Consider the following 16,921-nt stretch of genomic DNA (forward strand, 5'->3'; position numbering starts at 1 on the left):
GAGGATCACAATAGGCAGTGCCAATAACAGCACCATCAAAGTATCTGTGAGGAAGAGTTCCGGTTTAAACAGCAGGGTGATTACATACCCCCCAATAGCTCCCCCAAAATGCGCCGTATGGCCAATATTACCAAGTCTTTTCTTCATCCCGTATATGGAGTACAACATATACAATATGCCCAATACGTACGCCGGCAGAGGGATCGGAATAAACATAATGCCAAGCTGCATATTGGGTTGCAGGAGGATAGCCGAATACAAGATACCTGTAACCGCCCCACTGGCGCCCACAGCACTGTAAAACGGCTCTTGTCTGTGAAAGAACAGCGCCAGCAAGCTCCCGGCTACCAAGCTTACAAAGTATATGAGTATGAACTGTGAAGGTCCAAACCATCGGATCACCACATCTGCAAAAAAGTAGAGGGTAAACATATTCAGAAAAAGATGTGAGAAATCTACGTGGAGAAAGCCTGAGGTGAGCATTCTTTCCTTTTGTCCTGCCTGGATAGGTCCAATGCCAAACTTATAGCGTTCAAAGAAATTTTGATCATTAAATCCTTTAAGGGAAACCAATACGTTCGCCGCAATAATGGCCAGAGTAGCCCAGTGTAAATTCATATACGTGCTAAGGTGTTAAGGTTCAAATATAGCTATATTTGCACATAGTTTAAATGCATGCAATTACTGGTTTATATTATTGCCTATCCCCTGCTACGATTAATTTCTGTGCTCCCGAATTTCCTTTTTTACGGTTTTTCTAATGCGATGTTTTTTCTGCTCTTTTATCTCATAGGATACAGAAGAGATGTGGTTCAGAAAAATTTACAATTAACATTCCCGAATTCCTCTAAGGAGGAACGCAGCCGTATAGAAAAAGTATTTTATCGCCACTTATGCGATCTTTTCCTGGAAATGGTGAAGACCATGAATATGACAAGTGATGAAGTGAAAAAACGATATGACATTCAAAATATTGAGATCTTACAGGCCATTGAAAAGAAAAAGAGTGTTTTAATTTTGTGTACCCATTATGCCAATTGGGAATGGAACACTAGTATTAATAACTATCTAAACGTAAAAGGATATGCAGTATACCAAAAGATTGGGAATGTTTATTTTGACAGGCTCATCAAAAGGATACGTTCAAAGTGGAACACCACTCCTATTGAACAAAAAAATACTGTGAAGACTGTCATTTACAACGAAAAAAATAAAATTCGGGGGGCGTATGGTATGGTGAGCGATCAATCGCCCATGGCTAGTAGAGCCAACTATTGGAGTCAGTTTATGGGAATCAAAGTACCCATTTTCAATGGAGCCGAGGTTCTTGCCAGGAAACTAGATCTTGCGGTTGTTTTTCTAAAGGTATCCAAGGTGAAACGCGGTTACTACCAAGCAGAATTTATCCCGATTACAGAACACGGAAAATCTACCAAAGAACACGAGATCACAGAAAAATTTCTTCGCCTGGCCGAACAACAAATCAAGGAACAACCAGAATATTATCTTTGGACGCACCGCAGGTGGAAGCACAGGAACAAGGTCCCGGTCGCCTGATTATTCCTAGGCCGTAATCTCCTTGATTTCCTTAATGATCTTGTCTGCCAAGGCGCTGGCCATAGTTTGATTGGGAGCTTCGGTATAAACCCGGATGATGGGCTCTGTATTCGATTTTCTTAGATGCACCCAGGAATCGGTGAAATCTATTTTGACGCCATCTATGGTACTGGGTTTCTCATGCTTGTATTTCGCCGCCATGGTTTCCAAAATCTTATCTACATTGATACTTGGTGTAAGCTCAATTTTTTTCTTACTCATAAAATAGGCCGGGTAACTTTTGCGTAACTCACTAACTTTTCCACCTCTTTCTGCCATTAACATTAAGAATAAGGCCGTCCCTACCAGGGCATCCCTGCCGTAATGACTTTCCGGGTAAATAATACCTCCGTTACCTTCACCTCCTATGATGGCTTTGGTTGTTTTCATTGCTACTACCACATTCACCTCCCCTACTGCAGCTGCGGTATAGGTCCCTTTGTGTTTCTCTGTAATATCCCTCAATGCACGCGTAGAGGACAAGTTGGATACCGTATTCCCGGGCGTTTTGCCTAAAACGTAATCCGCACAAGCTACCAGGGTGTATTCTTCCCCGAACATTTCTCCATCTTCGCTGATAAAAGCAAGTCGGTCTACATCCGGATCCACCACAATGCCAAAATCTGCTTTTTCTTTTACCACCAATTCGCAGATATCTTGCAGATGTTCTTTTAAAGGCTCTGGGTTATGGGGGAAATGCCCGGTAGGATCACAGTATAATTTTACAACTTCTACACCCAATTCCTCCAGGAGCCTCGGAATTGCGATCCCTCCGGATGAATTTACCCCGTCTACCACTACCTTGAACTTTGCCTTTTTAATAGTTTCGGCCTCTACAAGGGGTAAGGCCAAGACCTCGTCTATGTGTATATCTATATACGAATCATTCTTTTGAATGCTGCCGAGCTCATCTACCTCGGCAAAGGAAAAATCTTCTTTCTCTGCGTATTCCAGAATACGAGCACCTTCTTCTGCATTTAAGAATTCTCCCTTCTGATTCAACAATTTTAAGGCATTCCATTGTTTAGGATTATGGCTGGCGGTTAGTATTATGCCACCATCTGCCTTCTCCATTGGAACCGCTATTTCGACTGTGGGTGTGGTAGACAATCCCAGATCTATGACGTCTATCCCCAGTCCAACGAGCGTTGAAACAACCAAATTCTGTATCATTTCTCCCGAAATCCGGGCATCCCGGCCAATTACAACTTTAAGTCGTTTTTTGGGGTGTGCTTTCATCAGGAAGGTGCCATATGCCGCCGCGAACTTCACAGCATCTAAAGGGGTTAAATTCTCATTAGGTGATCCTCCGATGGTACCTCGTATTCCTGAAATGGATTTAATAAGTGTCATAATTATTGTAAAAGTTTTTGCAAATATACAGGGTTAGCTCGGTTTGGTGAACCCCTTATTTGTAAATTCGGAAGATGAATTTTTTAGCCCATATTTTTCTATCCTTTGGCGATAAGGAGATCAGCATTGGTAATTTTATTGCCGATAGTATTCGCGGAAATAAATATACCCACTTACCAGCCACCATACAAAAAGGCATTATACTCCACAGGGAAATTGATACGTTTACGGATGCACATCCTATACATAAAAAAAGTAGTAAGCGCCTTCATCCTACACAGGGACACTACAGCGGGGTAGTGATCGATGTTTTTTACGATCACTTCCTCGCCAAAAATTGGGCCCAGTATTCCGAGGAACCATTAGAAACATTTGTAGTTAGATTTTATAGTCTTTTACATGACTATTACGATATTCTGCCTGTACCTACTCAAAAATTAATACCCTATATGATAAAAGATAATTGGTTGTTGAATTATGCACATATAGAAGGTATTGACAGTGTTTTGAAAGGTCTATACAGACGCACCGGCAAACGCAGTAATATGGATAAGGCTGTGTACGATCTGCGCCAAGACTATGATCTTTTCGAATCAGAATTCCATCATTTTTTTAAAGATTTAAGTATCTTTTCACTTCATAAATTCAAAGATCTGTGAGAAACCTTTCCCTTTTAGAAACCAAACTAAGAAAACATCATATATCAGTAAGCAGAATAATGGTCTTTGGACTGATATTCGTACTTGCATTTTCTTTTGTTCAATGCAGAAAAGCAGCTGTTGTACCAACCGGACTCGTAACAGACACGGCAATGGTGGTCTCTGCAAGAGAAGAAGCATCGGCTATAGGGGTGGCTATTTTAAAAAAAGGTGGAAATGCCTTTGATGCCATGATAGCTACCGAGCTGGCCCTCGCAGTGGCCTATCCCTATGCCGGAAATTTAGGTGGCGGTGGGTTTATGGTCTATAGAAAGGCCAACGGAGACGTTGGGTCGTTAGATTACCGAGAAAAGGCTCCTTTATCGTCTCACAAGGATATGTACCTGGATTCATTGGGAAATGTAATTCCAGAGATGAGTACGGTGGGCGCTACCGCCGTAGGGGTTCCCGGCACCATTGCAGGAGTTTTTGAGGTACATGCAAAGATGGGTAGTTTGCCGATGGATGAGATCCTACAACCAGTAATTGAGTTCGCAGAGAAAGGAGTGGTCGTTACCAAAAATCAGGCTGAACGATTAGATCGTTACCGGGATCAAATAATAGCGGTCAATGGAGAAGAAACACTTTTTTATACTAAATGCGTCGAAGGAGATACCTTGTATTACCCCAAACTCGCCAGTACCCTAACAAGAATTATGGAAAATGGCAGAGATGAATTCTACAAAGGGGAAACTGCCAAAACTTTAGCAGCTTTTATTCAGGAGAAAGGCGGTTTTGTGACAGAGGAAGATCTGGCCAGGTACGAAGTAGTTTGGAGGCAACCTGTGATTTTTAAATATAAGGACCTGCGCATCATCAGTATGAGCCCTCCGAGTAGCGGCGGGGTGACCATAAATCAGATATTTAAAATGATTGAACCCTATGATATTGGTGACTATGACCAAAACTCCCCTGAAGCAATTCAATTGTTAACTGAAGCTTTCAGACGTGCATATGCAGACAGGAACTACTATCTGGGAGATCCGGATTATGTTTCGATTCCCTTGGATTTTCTCTTGAACGATCGTTATCTGAAGAATAGAATGGAAACTTTTTCTATTGCCAAGGCCACTAAATCTGAAGATGTTTCTCATGGCACGGTTGAGATCATCGAAAGTGCTGAAACCACACACTATTCTATCGTAGATGCTGAAGGAAATGCGGTCTCTGTTACTACTACTTTGAATGGAGCCTATGGTTCCAAGCTGTATTGCGACGAACTCGGTTTTTTCCTGAATAATGAAATGGACGACTTTAGTTCAAAGCCAGGTGTACCTAATATGTTTGGGCTCATAGGGGCAGAAGCTAATAGTATTGCCCCTGAAAAAAGGATGCTGAGTAGTATGACCCCCACTATTGTTGAAAAGGATGGGGCGCTTTGGTTAGTGGTGGGTACTCCCGGCGGGTCTACCATTATTACAGCCGTCGCTCAGACAATACTCAATGTCCATGAATTTGATCTTAGTATGCAGCAGGCAGTTGAAGCTCCCAGATTCCATCATCAATGGCTTCCGGATTTTATCATTTTTGAACCAGAAGGCTTTCCTGAATCAACTAAAGAGGCTTTAAAAGCAAAAGGATATTTAATAAATGAAGGCAGAACTCCTGTTATAGGGAAGGTAGATGCCATTAGGGTCCTGGCAGATGGCAGATTAGAAGGTGGAGCAGATCCAAGAGGTGATGATAAGGCGGTGGGATATTAAATATTGATCTCTAAAGAAAAATAATGAAACGATGGTTAAAACGAATAATTGGATTCCTCGTACTACTGATTCTTGTAGTCGTGGGAACAAAATATGTATTTTTCAATGATCCGGTTCCCAAGGGTGAATATCCAGAGAAAGCAGATCGCCTCGCCCAAAAAATGCTCGATGCCATAAATTACGAGGCATATAAGAATACCCGCTATCTCTCCTGGTCCTATCAAGGTGGAAGACATCAATATCGGTGGGATAAGGCAATGGGTAGCGTCCGAGTTACCTGGGATGAGAATAGTGTCCTGGTTAACTTAAATGATCCGTCTAAGAGTATCATTGAGGAATCAGAGAAAGATATTTCTGATACTGAAAGGAAGGAACTTATACAAAAAGCAGTTTCTTATTTTAATAATGATTCATTTTGGTTGGTAGCCCCATTTAAGGTTTTTGACAAAGGCACTGAAAGAGGTTTGGTTCAGGAAGAAGATGGGAGCATGAGTCTATTAGTAACCTATACCAAAGGAGGAGATACACCCGGCGATACCTATCTATGGAAGCTAAATGAAACCGGACTTCCGGTAAGTTATAAAATGTGGGTGCAAATTCTCCCCTTAAACGGTTTAGAAGCAAGTTGGGAGGGTTGGCATAAAACAGAAAGTGGTGTGCTCTTGCCTCAAGCTCATAAGCTTGGGCCGTTTACTCTAGATCTTGGAAAAGTACGCGCTAGATAAATTAAAGGCAATTAGGCCTTTAGTTGCTTTTTCAGATCTTCCATGGACTGCTGTAGCTGCCTTAGGAGACCGTTTTCAGTGGTTGCGTCCACCCCAAAGGTAATCTTGCTGCTTACCTGCCAAAGTTCCTGAATCTGGTAAGGTTCTATTTCATAAGGTGGATAGGTCTCATTTAACGAGATCAATACTAGGTTTTGTGTATTTGGTGGACGTTCTATTTTTTTAACCAAAACAGCGTCCTGTAATACCACAACATAAATTTTATTCGCGTTCACATCCTTTAAATCTTCAACCGCCTTGGCCAATACCCATTCTCCGGGTTTTAAGTTAGGCAACATACTATCTCCTTCCACTTGAAACCCCCTGTAAGTAGCATTTCGGAATTCTGGTATGGGAAGATCAAAGGCCGGTAATTGACGGTACCAGGTGGTATCCTGTATATTCTGCGGATAGCCAGCTGCCGCCTTTGCATTTACCAGTACCATATTTTCTCTTTCCGAACTATCAACGGTAACTACCTTAGGAATTACGCTGGTATTGGAAGATTCCAGGTATTGCTGATTACTTTCACCAAAAAGCCACAAAGGGTTTATTTTAAATTGTCTCAACAGCTCGGATACCACTTTTCCGGAAAGCTTTGTACGTCCTCTTTCAATATCTGCCGTAGTGTTTGATACTCCTAATAAAGCTGCAAATTCTGCCTGGGTATAGCCCAAATCACGACGAATTTCAATAAATCGTTTAATGGTTATTTCATTTTCCATAAATGCCTACTTAGTGTTAATAACGTTATGCCACATTTCAAAGATACATAATTTGGAATATATCCAAAATATTAGTAGGATTATTTCCATATTATGGAATATATCCATATATTTGGATTATGTACAAAGTAACCATGTGTAATCTTTTCTAAAATAAGCTGCTTTATGGAACATATCAATGACACCTTATATTATGACGGAAGTTTTAACGGATTTCTCTGCCTCCTCTATGAAGTGCAAGTAAAAAACTTAAAACCTGTAAGCATTTTTAAAAAAGAGGAGTCACAAGAAGTGCTATTTCTGGACTCTGCATATATTCCAACTCAGTTAAAAAAGGCACGTCTTGTCTGGAATTCCATGAGAAGTAAGAATTACGGAGCTTTAAAACAGTTGTATTTTGCATTTCTCAGTGAGGAAAAGAACATTGAAAACAAGTTGGTTGAATTCTATGGGCATTTCATCAGAAACGAGGTGGTAACTAACCAAAAGATAAAGCTGGAGACTACCTTGTATATTGAACAATTGGCCACCATGGTGGAAAGGGAGAAATGGGCCACTGAACGCAGATTATCCCTGGATCCATGCGGAGAAAATTCTTCTATTTGTGCCATACAACCAAAATATAATATACTTCCTTTGATCTCCAAGTTCTTCAGGACCCGCTACAAAGAACAAGAATGGGTGATCTATGATTCTTTAAGGGGATATGGACTACATCACAAAAATGGAACCTTGACCTTCAATTTGGCACCTCCTAAACAATTAGAGCCATTTTTAACTAAAATGACCGGTGGCACGCCCAGACCCAACCCATTTCTTACATCTAATTCAACAGCTCCGGTAGCTGCAAAGAAAAGATCCCATACATCACAACGTATACAGGCAGTGGCTTAAAAATACCAATTTTACAACTTCTTTTTAAAGCGTTTTGGCAGTGGTTGAAATAATGCAGCCAGAAGCATGTGGAGTAGGTTGTTTTTTAATTCCGAATTAACAATTCACAAGGGAAACCAACTTCTTTTTTATAACGCAAAAGAGTACCTTTGCCACTTTGCTTAATTGGATGACAAAATTTAACGAACATATTGAGGTCAAGGGTGCACGGGTCCATAATCTTAAGAATATTGATGTAAATATTCCAAGAGAAAAGCTTGTGGTGATAACCGGGCTCTCAGGAAGTGGAAAGTCGTCTTTGGCATTCGATACTATTTACGCAGAGGGACAAAGGCGTTACATTGAAACATTTTCTGCCTATGCGAGGCAGTTTTTAGGTGGCCTGGAACGACCAGATGTAGACAAGATAGATGGTCTTTCACCTGTTATAGCCATTGAACAAAAAACCACTTCTAAATCTCCAAGATCTACCGTCGGCACCGTAACTGAGATTTATGATTTTCTCAGATTATTGTATGCCAGGGCGGCCGATGCCTACAGTTACAATACGGGTGAGAAAATGGTGAGCTATTCGGATGAGCAAATAAAAGAGCTCATAAAATCTAGTTATCAGGGCCAACGTATCAATATGCTCTCTCCTGTTGTCAAATCCAGGAAAGGTCATTACCGTGAACTTTTTGAACAAATAGCCAAACAGGGATTTGTTAAGGTCAGAGTGGATGGCGAGCTGAAGGATATTCATAAAGGGATGAAGGTAGACCGTTATAAAATGCACGATATAGAAATCGTCATAGATCGTTTAGCGGTAAATGAAAATCCAGAATTGGATAAACGCCTATCTGAAAGCATCAATACGGCCATGTATAGCGGAAATGATGTGATGATGGTACTGGCCGAAGAGGACTCGGAACCCCGATACTTTAGCCGGGATCTTATGTGTCCCACTACGGGTATCTCCTACCCCACCCCCGAACCAAATACATTCTCCTTCAATTCTCCAAAAGGAATGTGTGAAATATGCAACGGCCTTGGGCATATTTATGAAGTAAATGAGGTTAAGATATTCCCCAACAAAAAATTATCTATTACAGCAGGTGGAATTGCACCGCTGGGGGAATACAAAAAGTCATGGGCATTTAAACAACTAGAAACCATTGCCAAACGTTTTAGTTTTGAATTATCCGATCCTATGGAGAAGATCCCTGCCGACGCAATGCAGCTAATTCTCTACGGAGGGGAAGATAGTTTTGTGTTAGATTCTAAAACCCTTGGGGTGAAAAGGGATTATAAAATAGATTATGAGGGCATCGCAAACTTCATAAAAAACCAGTTTCAAGGGGCAGATTCCACCTCTATTAAGCGCTGGGCAAAGGAATACATGGATAAGGTGGAATGTCCGGATTGCAATGGATCCAGACTTAAGAAGGCTTCATTAAATTTTAAAATAGGAGATAAAAATATTGCAGAACTGGCGGCCCTTGATATTGTAGAACTTGCATCCTTTTTTAAAGGACTGGAAAAGACCCTGGAAGGCAATCAAAGAATAATTGCCACAGACATTATCAAGGAAATAAACAGCAGGATCCAATTCCTGTTGGATGTAGGCTTAGATTACCTTTCTTTAAACAGAAGTTCTAAGTCCTTATCCGGAGGTGAAGCACAACGCATACGGCTTGCCACTCAGATCGGATCTCAATTAGTGGGCGTGCTTTATATCCTGGATGAACCCAGTATAGGCCTACATCAGCGCGATAATAACCGCTTAATAAAATCGCTGGAGGCCTTAAGAGATCTTGGGAATTCTATCATTGTAGTTGAGCACGACAAGGATATGATTGAATGTGCCGACCATATTATAGACATAGGTCCACGGGCAGGAAAATATGGGGGAGAGATAATCTCGGAAGGGACACCCGCCGAACTAAAACAACATGGCACTCTTACAGCCGATTACATGACAGGCGTAAAAGAAATACCCGTACCAGATAAAAGACGCAAAGGAAATAATAAGCATCTGATCCTGGAAGGTTGCACCGGAAATAATCTAAAGAATATAAGCATACGTTTACCTTTGGGAAAAATGATCGGGGTTACCGGTGTTTCCGGAAGTGGTAAGTCTACCCTGGTAAATGAGACCCTCTACCCTATTATGAATGCTTATTATTTTAATGGGGTCAAAAAACCAATGCCTTATAAAAAGATCAGCGGATTGGATCACATAGACAAAGTGATCGATATTAATCAGTCGCCCATTGGCAGAACACCCAGATCAAATCCGGCAACCTATACAGGCGTCTTTAGTGAGATCCGAGCCCTTTTCACCAAAACACCTGAAGCTGCCATACGGGGTTACAAACCTGGAAGGTTTAGCTTTAACGTTAAAGGCGGACGATGTGAAACCTGCCAGGGTGGTGGTTTGAGGGTAATAGAAATGAATTTTTTGCCGGATGTATATGTAGAATGTGAAACTTGTAATGGAAAAAGATTTAACAGGGAAACGCTGGAGATACGATACAAGGGGAAGTCAATTGCCGATGTTCTTGATATGACGATAGATGAAGCTGTATCATTTTTTGAAAATATCCCCAAGATCTACAGAAAGTTAAAAACAATTCAGGATGTGGGACTTGGCTATATATCATTGGGACAGCAGTCTACTACCCTCTCCGGTGGCGAGGCACAACGTGTAAAACTAGCAACTGAATTATCCAAGCGAGATACGGGCAACACATTTTATATACTGGATGAACCTACTACCGGACTTCATTTTGAAGACATACGTGTCTTGATGGAGGTGCTGAATAAATTGGTTGACAAGGGAAATACTATTTTGATCATTGAACACAACATGGATGTGATAAAAATGGTGGACCACATTATTGATATTGGCTATGAAGGAGGCAGGGGCGGCGGAATGATTGTTGCAGAAGGTACCCCTGAAGAAGTGGCACAAGACAAAAAAAGCTACACTGCCCATTTCCTTAAAAAAGAATTAAACCTTGCATTGAGCCTTTGACAATTGTTTTACCGACTTTTATAATGAGTCTATTAATTATTCGTTTTACAGTATATCAAGATGAGAAAAGAAAAACACCATAAAGGTTGGAATGAAATAAAAACCAACGACTCCTGGGCCATTTTTAAGATCATGGGCGAGTTTGTCATGGGTTTTGAAAAGATGAGTGTTATCGGTCCCTGCGTAACCATTTTTGGTTCTGCCAGGACCAGACCCGGAGAAAAGTTCTATGAATTAGCGGTCTCTATTTCCAAAAGCGTTTCAGAAGCAGGTTACGGAATTATTACCGGAGGTGGTCCTGGTATTATGGAAGCAGGTAACCGTGGTGCACATCTGGCAGGAGGCACTTCAGTGGGTCTCAACATAGACCTGCCTTTTGAACAGCATGACAATCCGTATATTGATAGCGATAAAAGCCTGGATTTTGATTACTTTTTTGTTCGTAAAGTTATGTTTGTAAAGTACTCTCAGGGGTTTGTTGTAATGCCTGGCGGATTTGGCACACTAGACGAATTATTTGAGGCCATTACACTTATCCAAACTAACAAGATCGGTAAATTTCCTATTATTCTTGTAGGGACCAAATTTTGGACCGGATTGATGGATTGGATACAAAACACCATGCTATCTGCCGGAAACATAAGCCCGGAAGATCTTCACCTTATTAAAGTTGCCGATACCGCAGAAGAAGTTGTAGAAATTATAGATGCCTTCTATAAGGGACATACCCTGAGTCCAAACTTTTAACACCCATATGTTGCAGAGAAATGATCCTGACTTTTTGAGATATGTGGTCCTAATTTTTCTAATGGGACTTTTTCAGGGATTTGGGCAGCATACCAATACCATTAAAGCAACCTTGGAGGAAGAATCCAGGGAAATCAATATTCAACAAGAATTTACTTACCAAAACAGCACGCAGGATACACTTCATGAACTCTATTTCAATGATTGGGCCCATGCGTATTCGAATAAAAATACGGCTCTTGCCAAACGTTTTGCTGAAGATTTTAAAAAGAGCCTGCATCTGGCAAAACCAGAAGAACGCGGTTCTACGCAGATCTTTGGAATGGCCGATTTTGAGTTTCGTGCCCTTGAATGGAAGCGAACCAAAGAAAAAGATCTCATAAACATTCGGTTGAATAATCCATTGCCTCCGGGAGGAGCTATTAAAATGTATTTCACCTATACGGTTAAGTTACCTCCAAATCGTTATACCCCCTATGGCTATGATGTTAGAGGAGATTTTTATCTAAAGGACTGGTACCTCACACCAGCTGTATATGACGGTTCATGGCAGTTGTATTCCAACAAGAATTTGGAGGATCTTTACACCGGGAATACCAATACCAATATAAGTTTCACCTTTCCTTCATCTCTGAATCTAGGGACCAATTTCAATGAGGTTAATATTACGCAGTATCCTGCAAAACAAGTAGCTAGCTTAAGAGGTGAGAACAGAAAGAGTTGTGACATCATTCTAAACGTTCAAAACAAATTTGTAAAACATGTCACCCCGTATCTTATAGTTGTGACAGATATACAATCTGCGAAATATGATGAGATCTCCCAGGGTATTTCTATCAACCGAATAACTCAATTCATCCATGAGAATTTAGGAGATTTTCCCTATGAACAATTGCTGGTGAGCGAAATTGATTTTGATAAGAATCCCTTATATGGATTGAATCAGCTACCCTCCTTTATCCGGCCCTATGAGGAGCAATTTCAGTTTGAAATGAAATTCCTCAAAACCGCCCTGATCAGTTACTTAAGAGAAACACTATTCTTAAATCCCCGGAAAGAACAATGGGTGGCCGATGCTATCGTGAATTACCTTATGATCAATTATGTGGATGCCTACTACCCTGATCAAAAATTATTAGGCAAACTATCTTCCATATGGGGGGTCCGCAATTTTAATATTGCACAAATGTCCTTTAATGACCAATATCCTTTTTTTTACATGCTTACGGCTCGTAAAAACCTGGATCAGGGACTTACCACTCCAAATGACTCCCTTATAAAATTCAACCAAAAGATCGCTAATAAATACAAGGCAGGGTTGGGCCTTTCCTATCTTGCAGCCTACACAAGTCCGGAAGAGATCAAAGCAAGTGTAAAGGAGTTTTACAATACCTATAAACTTCAGCCCGTTACGCCGTCCGACTTTGAGAAGACCATTGAATCTAATGTCGCTGCCGATGTGAGCTGGTTTTTTAAAACCTTTGTGAACACTGAAGAACGAATTGATTTTAAAATAAAAAAAGTTGTCAAAGCTGAAGACAGTCTGCGGGTTATTTTAAAGAACAAGACCGGGACCAACGTACCTATTTCACTTTTTGGGCTGCGAAACGATTCTGTGATCTCAAAATACTGGTTTTCTGATATAAGGGAATTGGATACGGTGCCTATTCCTAATCTTGCAGAGGACCGTCTGGTATTAAACTACGACCAGAAGATCCCCGAATTCAATCAACGAGATAACTGGAAATCCCTGAATGGTTTCCTTTCTAGCAATAAAAAATTAAAACTACAATTTCTGAAGGATTCTGAGAATCCGTATTACAATCAGATCTTTTATATGCCGGTGGCAGGATTCAACGTGTATGACGGTATCTCGCCCGGACTGCGCCTTACCAACAAAACCCTAATTGAAAGACCTTTTAGCTTCTCTTTTGCCCCTTCTTTTGCATTAAAAGAAAAAGCCCTGGTGGGGTTTGGAGGTTTTAATTATCGAAAATATCTCAGTAAGAGCGGGCTCTATGTTATGAATTTTAGTTTAAATGCCTCGAGTTTTCATTTTCAAACCAATTCGCGTTACAGCACCATTACTCCCTCCATAGGTCTGGGCTGGCGCCCGGATGATCTGATTTCAAATGAACGTAAATCTTTGGTGTTCAGACATGTGAATGTTCTAAGGGATATTGACCCTTCCTTAGATATTGAAACAGATCCGGATTACAGCGTATTTAATGTTAGATATAACCATTACCAAAACGGGATCATTAATTATTTCTCATGGTTTGCAGATGCACAGTATTCAGCAAATTTTTCTAAACTGGCGTTAAACTTTGAGTACCGCAAACTATTTGACAACAACAGACAATTAAACCTTCGCTTTTTTGCCGGAAAATTCCTTAGGAATGAAACCAATTCCGACTTTTTTAGCTTTGCGTTAGACCGCCCTACCGACTATTTATTTGATTATAATTACCTGGGGCGATCAGAGGAATCCGGAATTACCAGTCAGCAGATCATTATCGCAGAAGGGGGCTTTAAATCGCAATTGGATAATCCGTTTGCCAATGACTGGATCATCACAACCAATGCCAGTTTTAACCTATGGCGCTGGATAGAATTATACGGGGATCTTGGTTATGTAAAAAACCAAGGTTTCGATACGAGATTTGTGTACGATTCCGGGGTCAGACTAAACCTGGTAACCGATTACTTTGAGCTGTATTTTCCTCTTTACTCTAACAACGGTTGGGAAATTTCCCAACCTGGCTATGATGAAAAGATTCGGTTTGTTGTAACAATCAGCCCTAAAACACTTATTGGGTTATTTACCAGGAAATGGTTTTAGCATTTCATATTTCCCAAAAAACAAGGTGTTTATTTACAGACTTCGTATTAATAGAAAATTATAGTACAATTTATTGACAAATTGTTAATGAATATGCGCCGTTAGAGATTGTAAAAACCGCAAGTTTTTGATATTTTCGTAGAAAATTAAGTTACATGAACCCTAATTTGCAGACCAGTGAGGATATTTCTTTCGATGAATTCCGGAAGCAGATCCTGCAAGACTATGAAATAGCTGTTCTGAGCAGGGAATGTAGTATTTTAGGAAGACGCGAAGTACTTACCGGGAAAGCCAAGTTTGGGATTTTTGGAGACGGAAAGGAAGTTCCTCAGTTAGCAATGGCCAGGTCCTTTAAGGATGGTGATTTTAGGAGTGGCTATTACAGGGACCAAACCTTTATGATGGCTCTGGGATACCTGACCCCTAAAGCTTTTTTCCACGGATTATATGCAACCACAGATCTGGAGAAAGAGCCTATGAGTGCAGGAAGGCAAATGGGAGGCCATTTCGGCACCTTTAGCCTGAACGAGGATGGGAGCTGGAAGGATCTTGTAAAACAAAAGAACAGTAGTCCGGATATATCCCCTACTGCAGGTCAAATGCCCAGACTATTGGGATTGGCACAGGCTTCCAAGATATACCGCAATGTAGAGGGAATAGATTCCGAAAAGTTTTCAGACAAGGGTAATGAGGTTGCCTGGGGAACCATAGGAAATGCAAGCACCAGTGAAGGTCATTTTTTTGAAACCATCAATGCGGCGGGAGTACTGCAGGTACCCATGATCGTTAGTATTTGGGATGATGCCTATGGCATATCAGTTCCGGCTAAATACCAAACAACCAAGGAAAATATCTCGGAAATTCTAAAGGGATTTCAACGCAATGAAGCTGAAAAAGGGTACGAGATCCTCAAAGTAAAAGGGTGGGATTATACAGCCCTTATCCATGCATATGAAAATGCTTCGGATATAGCAAGAGAAGAACATGTACCTGTAATCATACACGTAACGGAACTAACACAACCCCAGGGCCACAGCACTTCAGGATCTCATGAGCGCTACAAGAGCGAGGAACGATTGGAATGGGAACGGGAGCACGACTGTAATAAGCGATTTAGAGAATGGGTCCTCTCTAATAAGATTGCAACTGAAGAGGAACTGGTTATCTTAGAAAAGAAGATCAAGAACGAGATCCGGATGGCACGTAAAGATGCGTGGAACGAGTTCCTCCAACCTCACAGAGAATCTAAAAAAGAGATTGTTCAATTGCTGGAAGCTGCGGCGCAGAGCAGTCCTAACAAATCCTTTATTACCAAAATAAAAAACGACCTTATTGCCATAGAGGAACCCTTAAAAAAAGATCTTATCTCCAATGCAAGGAAGGCCATGCGATATCTTTTGGGGGAAAATACCATGGAAAAACAGGCGTTAGCCCAATGGATAGATACCTTTATCCTTGAAATGCAGCCTCATTTTAGTTCTCATCTGCATAGTGAACTCCCGTCTAAAGCAACCAACATTAAAGAAATTAGCGCTAGCTATGAGGCTAAACCGGAAATGGTAGATGGAAGAATTATTCTTCGCGATAACTTTGACAGCCTTTTTGCTAAATATCCCGAGGTGTTAATCTTTGGGGAAGACAGTGGAGCCATTGGTGATGTAAATCAGGGATTGGAAGGCCTTCAAAAAAAATACGGAAAACTTCGGGTGGCCGATACCGGTATTCGGGAAACAACTATCATTGGACAGGGAATTGGACTTGCACTCAGGGGGCTCCGGCCAATTGCGGAAATACAATATCTGGATTATGTGATGTATTGCCTCCAAACGCTTAGTGATGATCTCGCCACCTTGTTATACAGAAGTGTAGGAAAACAAAAAGCACCATTGATTGTCCGAACCCGTGGACACCGTTTAGAAGGTATCTGGCATTCTGGCTCACAAATGGGAGGAATCATCAACTTGTTGCGCGGCATGTATGTCCTTGTACCAAGGAATATGACCAAAGCAGCAGGCTTTTATAATACCTTGTTAAAGAGCGATGAACCTGCCCTTGTTATCGAAAGCTTAAATGGTTACAGGCTTAAGGAACCTAAACCATCTAATCTCGGAGAACTTTGTACGCCTATTGGGAAGGTGGAAATAGTCAAAGAGGGGACAGATATAACAGTGGTTTCCTATGGTTCTACACTTAGAATCGTCATGGAGGTTGCCATTGAACTTAGAGAGGTAGGCATTAGTATTGAAGTTATAGATGCTCAGTCGTTGCTTCCTTTCGATCTTACCCAAGACGTATTGAAAAGCGTTAAAAAAACAAACCGTCTTTTAATTGTAGATGAAGATGTACCAGGAGGATGTGCAGCTTATCTTATGCAGCAGATCATTGAAAAACAAGGAGCCTATCAATTTCTGGATAGTGCCCCACAAACGCTGAGTGCTAAGGCTCACAGACCTGCCTATGCCACGGATGGAGATTATTTCTCCAAACCAAATGCAGAGGATATTTTTGAAAAAATATATCACATCATGCATGAGGTAAATCCTTCCGACTTCCCCAAATTAAGATAATTAAACAGTAGGTATA

12 protein-coding genes are annotated in these 16,921 nt (G+C 41.0%); 9 read left to right on the forward strand and 3 right to left on the reverse strand.

The annotated features are described in order from the left end of the window. The coding region (locus WBM49_RS01955; RefSeq protein WP_424370381.1) for a rhomboid family intramembrane serine protease at positions 1-618 on the reverse strand (618 nt) is incomplete at its 3' end. 57 nt (positions 619-675) lie between these two features. Between WBM49_RS01955 and WBM49_RS01960 the strand changes: the two genes are divergently transcribed. Beyond that, entirely contained in the window at positions 676-1,557 is an 882-nt protein-coding gene (locus tag WBM49_RS01960) for a lysophospholipid acyltransferase family protein (protein WP_424370382.1), read from the forward strand. 6 nt (positions 1,558-1,563) lie between these two features. Here WBM49_RS01960 and glmM read toward each other — a convergent pair whose 3' ends face one another. Further along, complete coding sequence (gene glmM, locus WBM49_RS01965) at positions 1,564-2,949, reverse strand: phosphoglucosamine mutase (protein ID WP_424370383.1); 1,386 nt, start codon at positions 2,947-2,949, stop codon at positions 1,564-1,566. A gap of 74 nt (positions 2,950-3,023) precedes the next feature. Between glmM and WBM49_RS01970 the strand changes: the two genes are divergently transcribed. Genes WBM49_RS01970 through WBM49_RS01980 form a run of 3 tightly spaced genes read left to right on the forward strand, consistent with a single transcriptional unit; the run spans position 3,024 to position 6,075 of the window. Continuing rightward, a complete protein-coding gene (locus WBM49_RS01970) occupies positions 3,024-3,608 on the forward strand; it encodes an ACP phosphodiesterase (protein ID WP_424370384.1) in 585 nt (194 codons plus the stop codon). 59 nt (positions 3,609-3,667) lie between these two features. Beyond that, positions 3,668-5,350 carry a gamma-glutamyltransferase gene (ggt, locus tag WBM49_RS01975; RefSeq protein ID WP_424370407.1) on the forward strand — a complete coding sequence of 561 codons (1,683 nt, stop codon included), beginning with the start codon at positions 3,668-3,670 and terminating at the stop codon, positions 5,348-5,350. A 23-nt stretch (positions 5,351-5,373) separates the two neighbouring features. Then, positions 5,374-6,075, forward strand: coding sequence for a hypothetical protein (locus tag WBM49_RS01980; protein ID WP_424370385.1), 702 nt, complete (start codon positions 5,374-5,376; stop codon positions 6,073-6,075). Between the two features lie 11 nt (positions 6,076-6,086). Here WBM49_RS01980 and WBM49_RS01985 read toward each other — a convergent pair whose 3' ends face one another. Continuing rightward, on the reverse strand, positions 6,087-6,839 hold the full coding sequence (locus WBM49_RS01985; RefSeq protein ID WP_424370386.1) for an XRE family transcriptional regulator: 753 nt from the start codon (positions 6,837-6,839) through the stop codon (positions 6,087-6,089). A 165-nt stretch (positions 6,840-7,004) separates the two neighbouring features. On the opposite strand from WBM49_RS01985, the gene WBM49_RS01990 reads away from it, so the two are divergent. From WBM49_RS01990 to WBM49_RS02010, 5 genes are all read left to right on the forward strand, one after another. Further along, positions 7,005-7,733 (forward strand): DUF4130 domain-containing protein, encoded by a 729-nt coding sequence (locus WBM49_RS01990; RefSeq protein ID WP_424370387.1) that lies wholly within the window; start codon positions 7,005-7,007, stop codon positions 7,731-7,733. 169 nt (positions 7,734-7,902) lie between these two features. Then, entirely contained in the window at positions 7,903-10,749 is a 2,847-nt protein-coding gene (gene uvrA / locus WBM49_RS01995; RefSeq protein WP_424370388.1) for an excinuclease ABC subunit UvrA, read from the forward strand. A 60-nt stretch (positions 10,750-10,809) separates the two neighbouring features. Then, positions 10,810-11,496 (forward strand): TIGR00730 family Rossman fold protein, encoded by a 687-nt coding sequence (locus WBM49_RS02000; RefSeq protein ID WP_424370389.1) that lies wholly within the window; start codon positions 10,810-10,812, stop codon positions 11,494-11,496. A 7-nt stretch (positions 11,497-11,503) separates the two neighbouring features. Further along, positions 11,504-14,338, forward strand: a complete 2,835-nt coding sequence (locus WBM49_RS02005; protein ID WP_424370390.1) for a metalloprotease — start codon at positions 11,504-11,506, stop codon at positions 14,336-14,338. Positions 14,339-14,493: 155 nt separating this feature from the next. Beyond that, positions 14,494-16,905 carry an alpha-ketoacid dehydrogenase subunit alpha/beta gene (locus WBM49_RS02010; RefSeq protein WP_424370391.1) on the forward strand — a complete coding sequence of 804 codons (2,412 nt, stop codon included), beginning with the start codon at positions 14,494-14,496 and terminating at the stop codon, positions 16,903-16,905. Positions 16,906-16,921 lie beyond the last annotated feature (16 nt).

The sequence above is a fragment of the Muriicola sp. genome, from assembly GCF_049669965.1.
Classification (GTDB): Bacteria; Bacteroidota; Bacteroidia; order Flavobacteriales; family Flavobacteriaceae; genus Muriicola.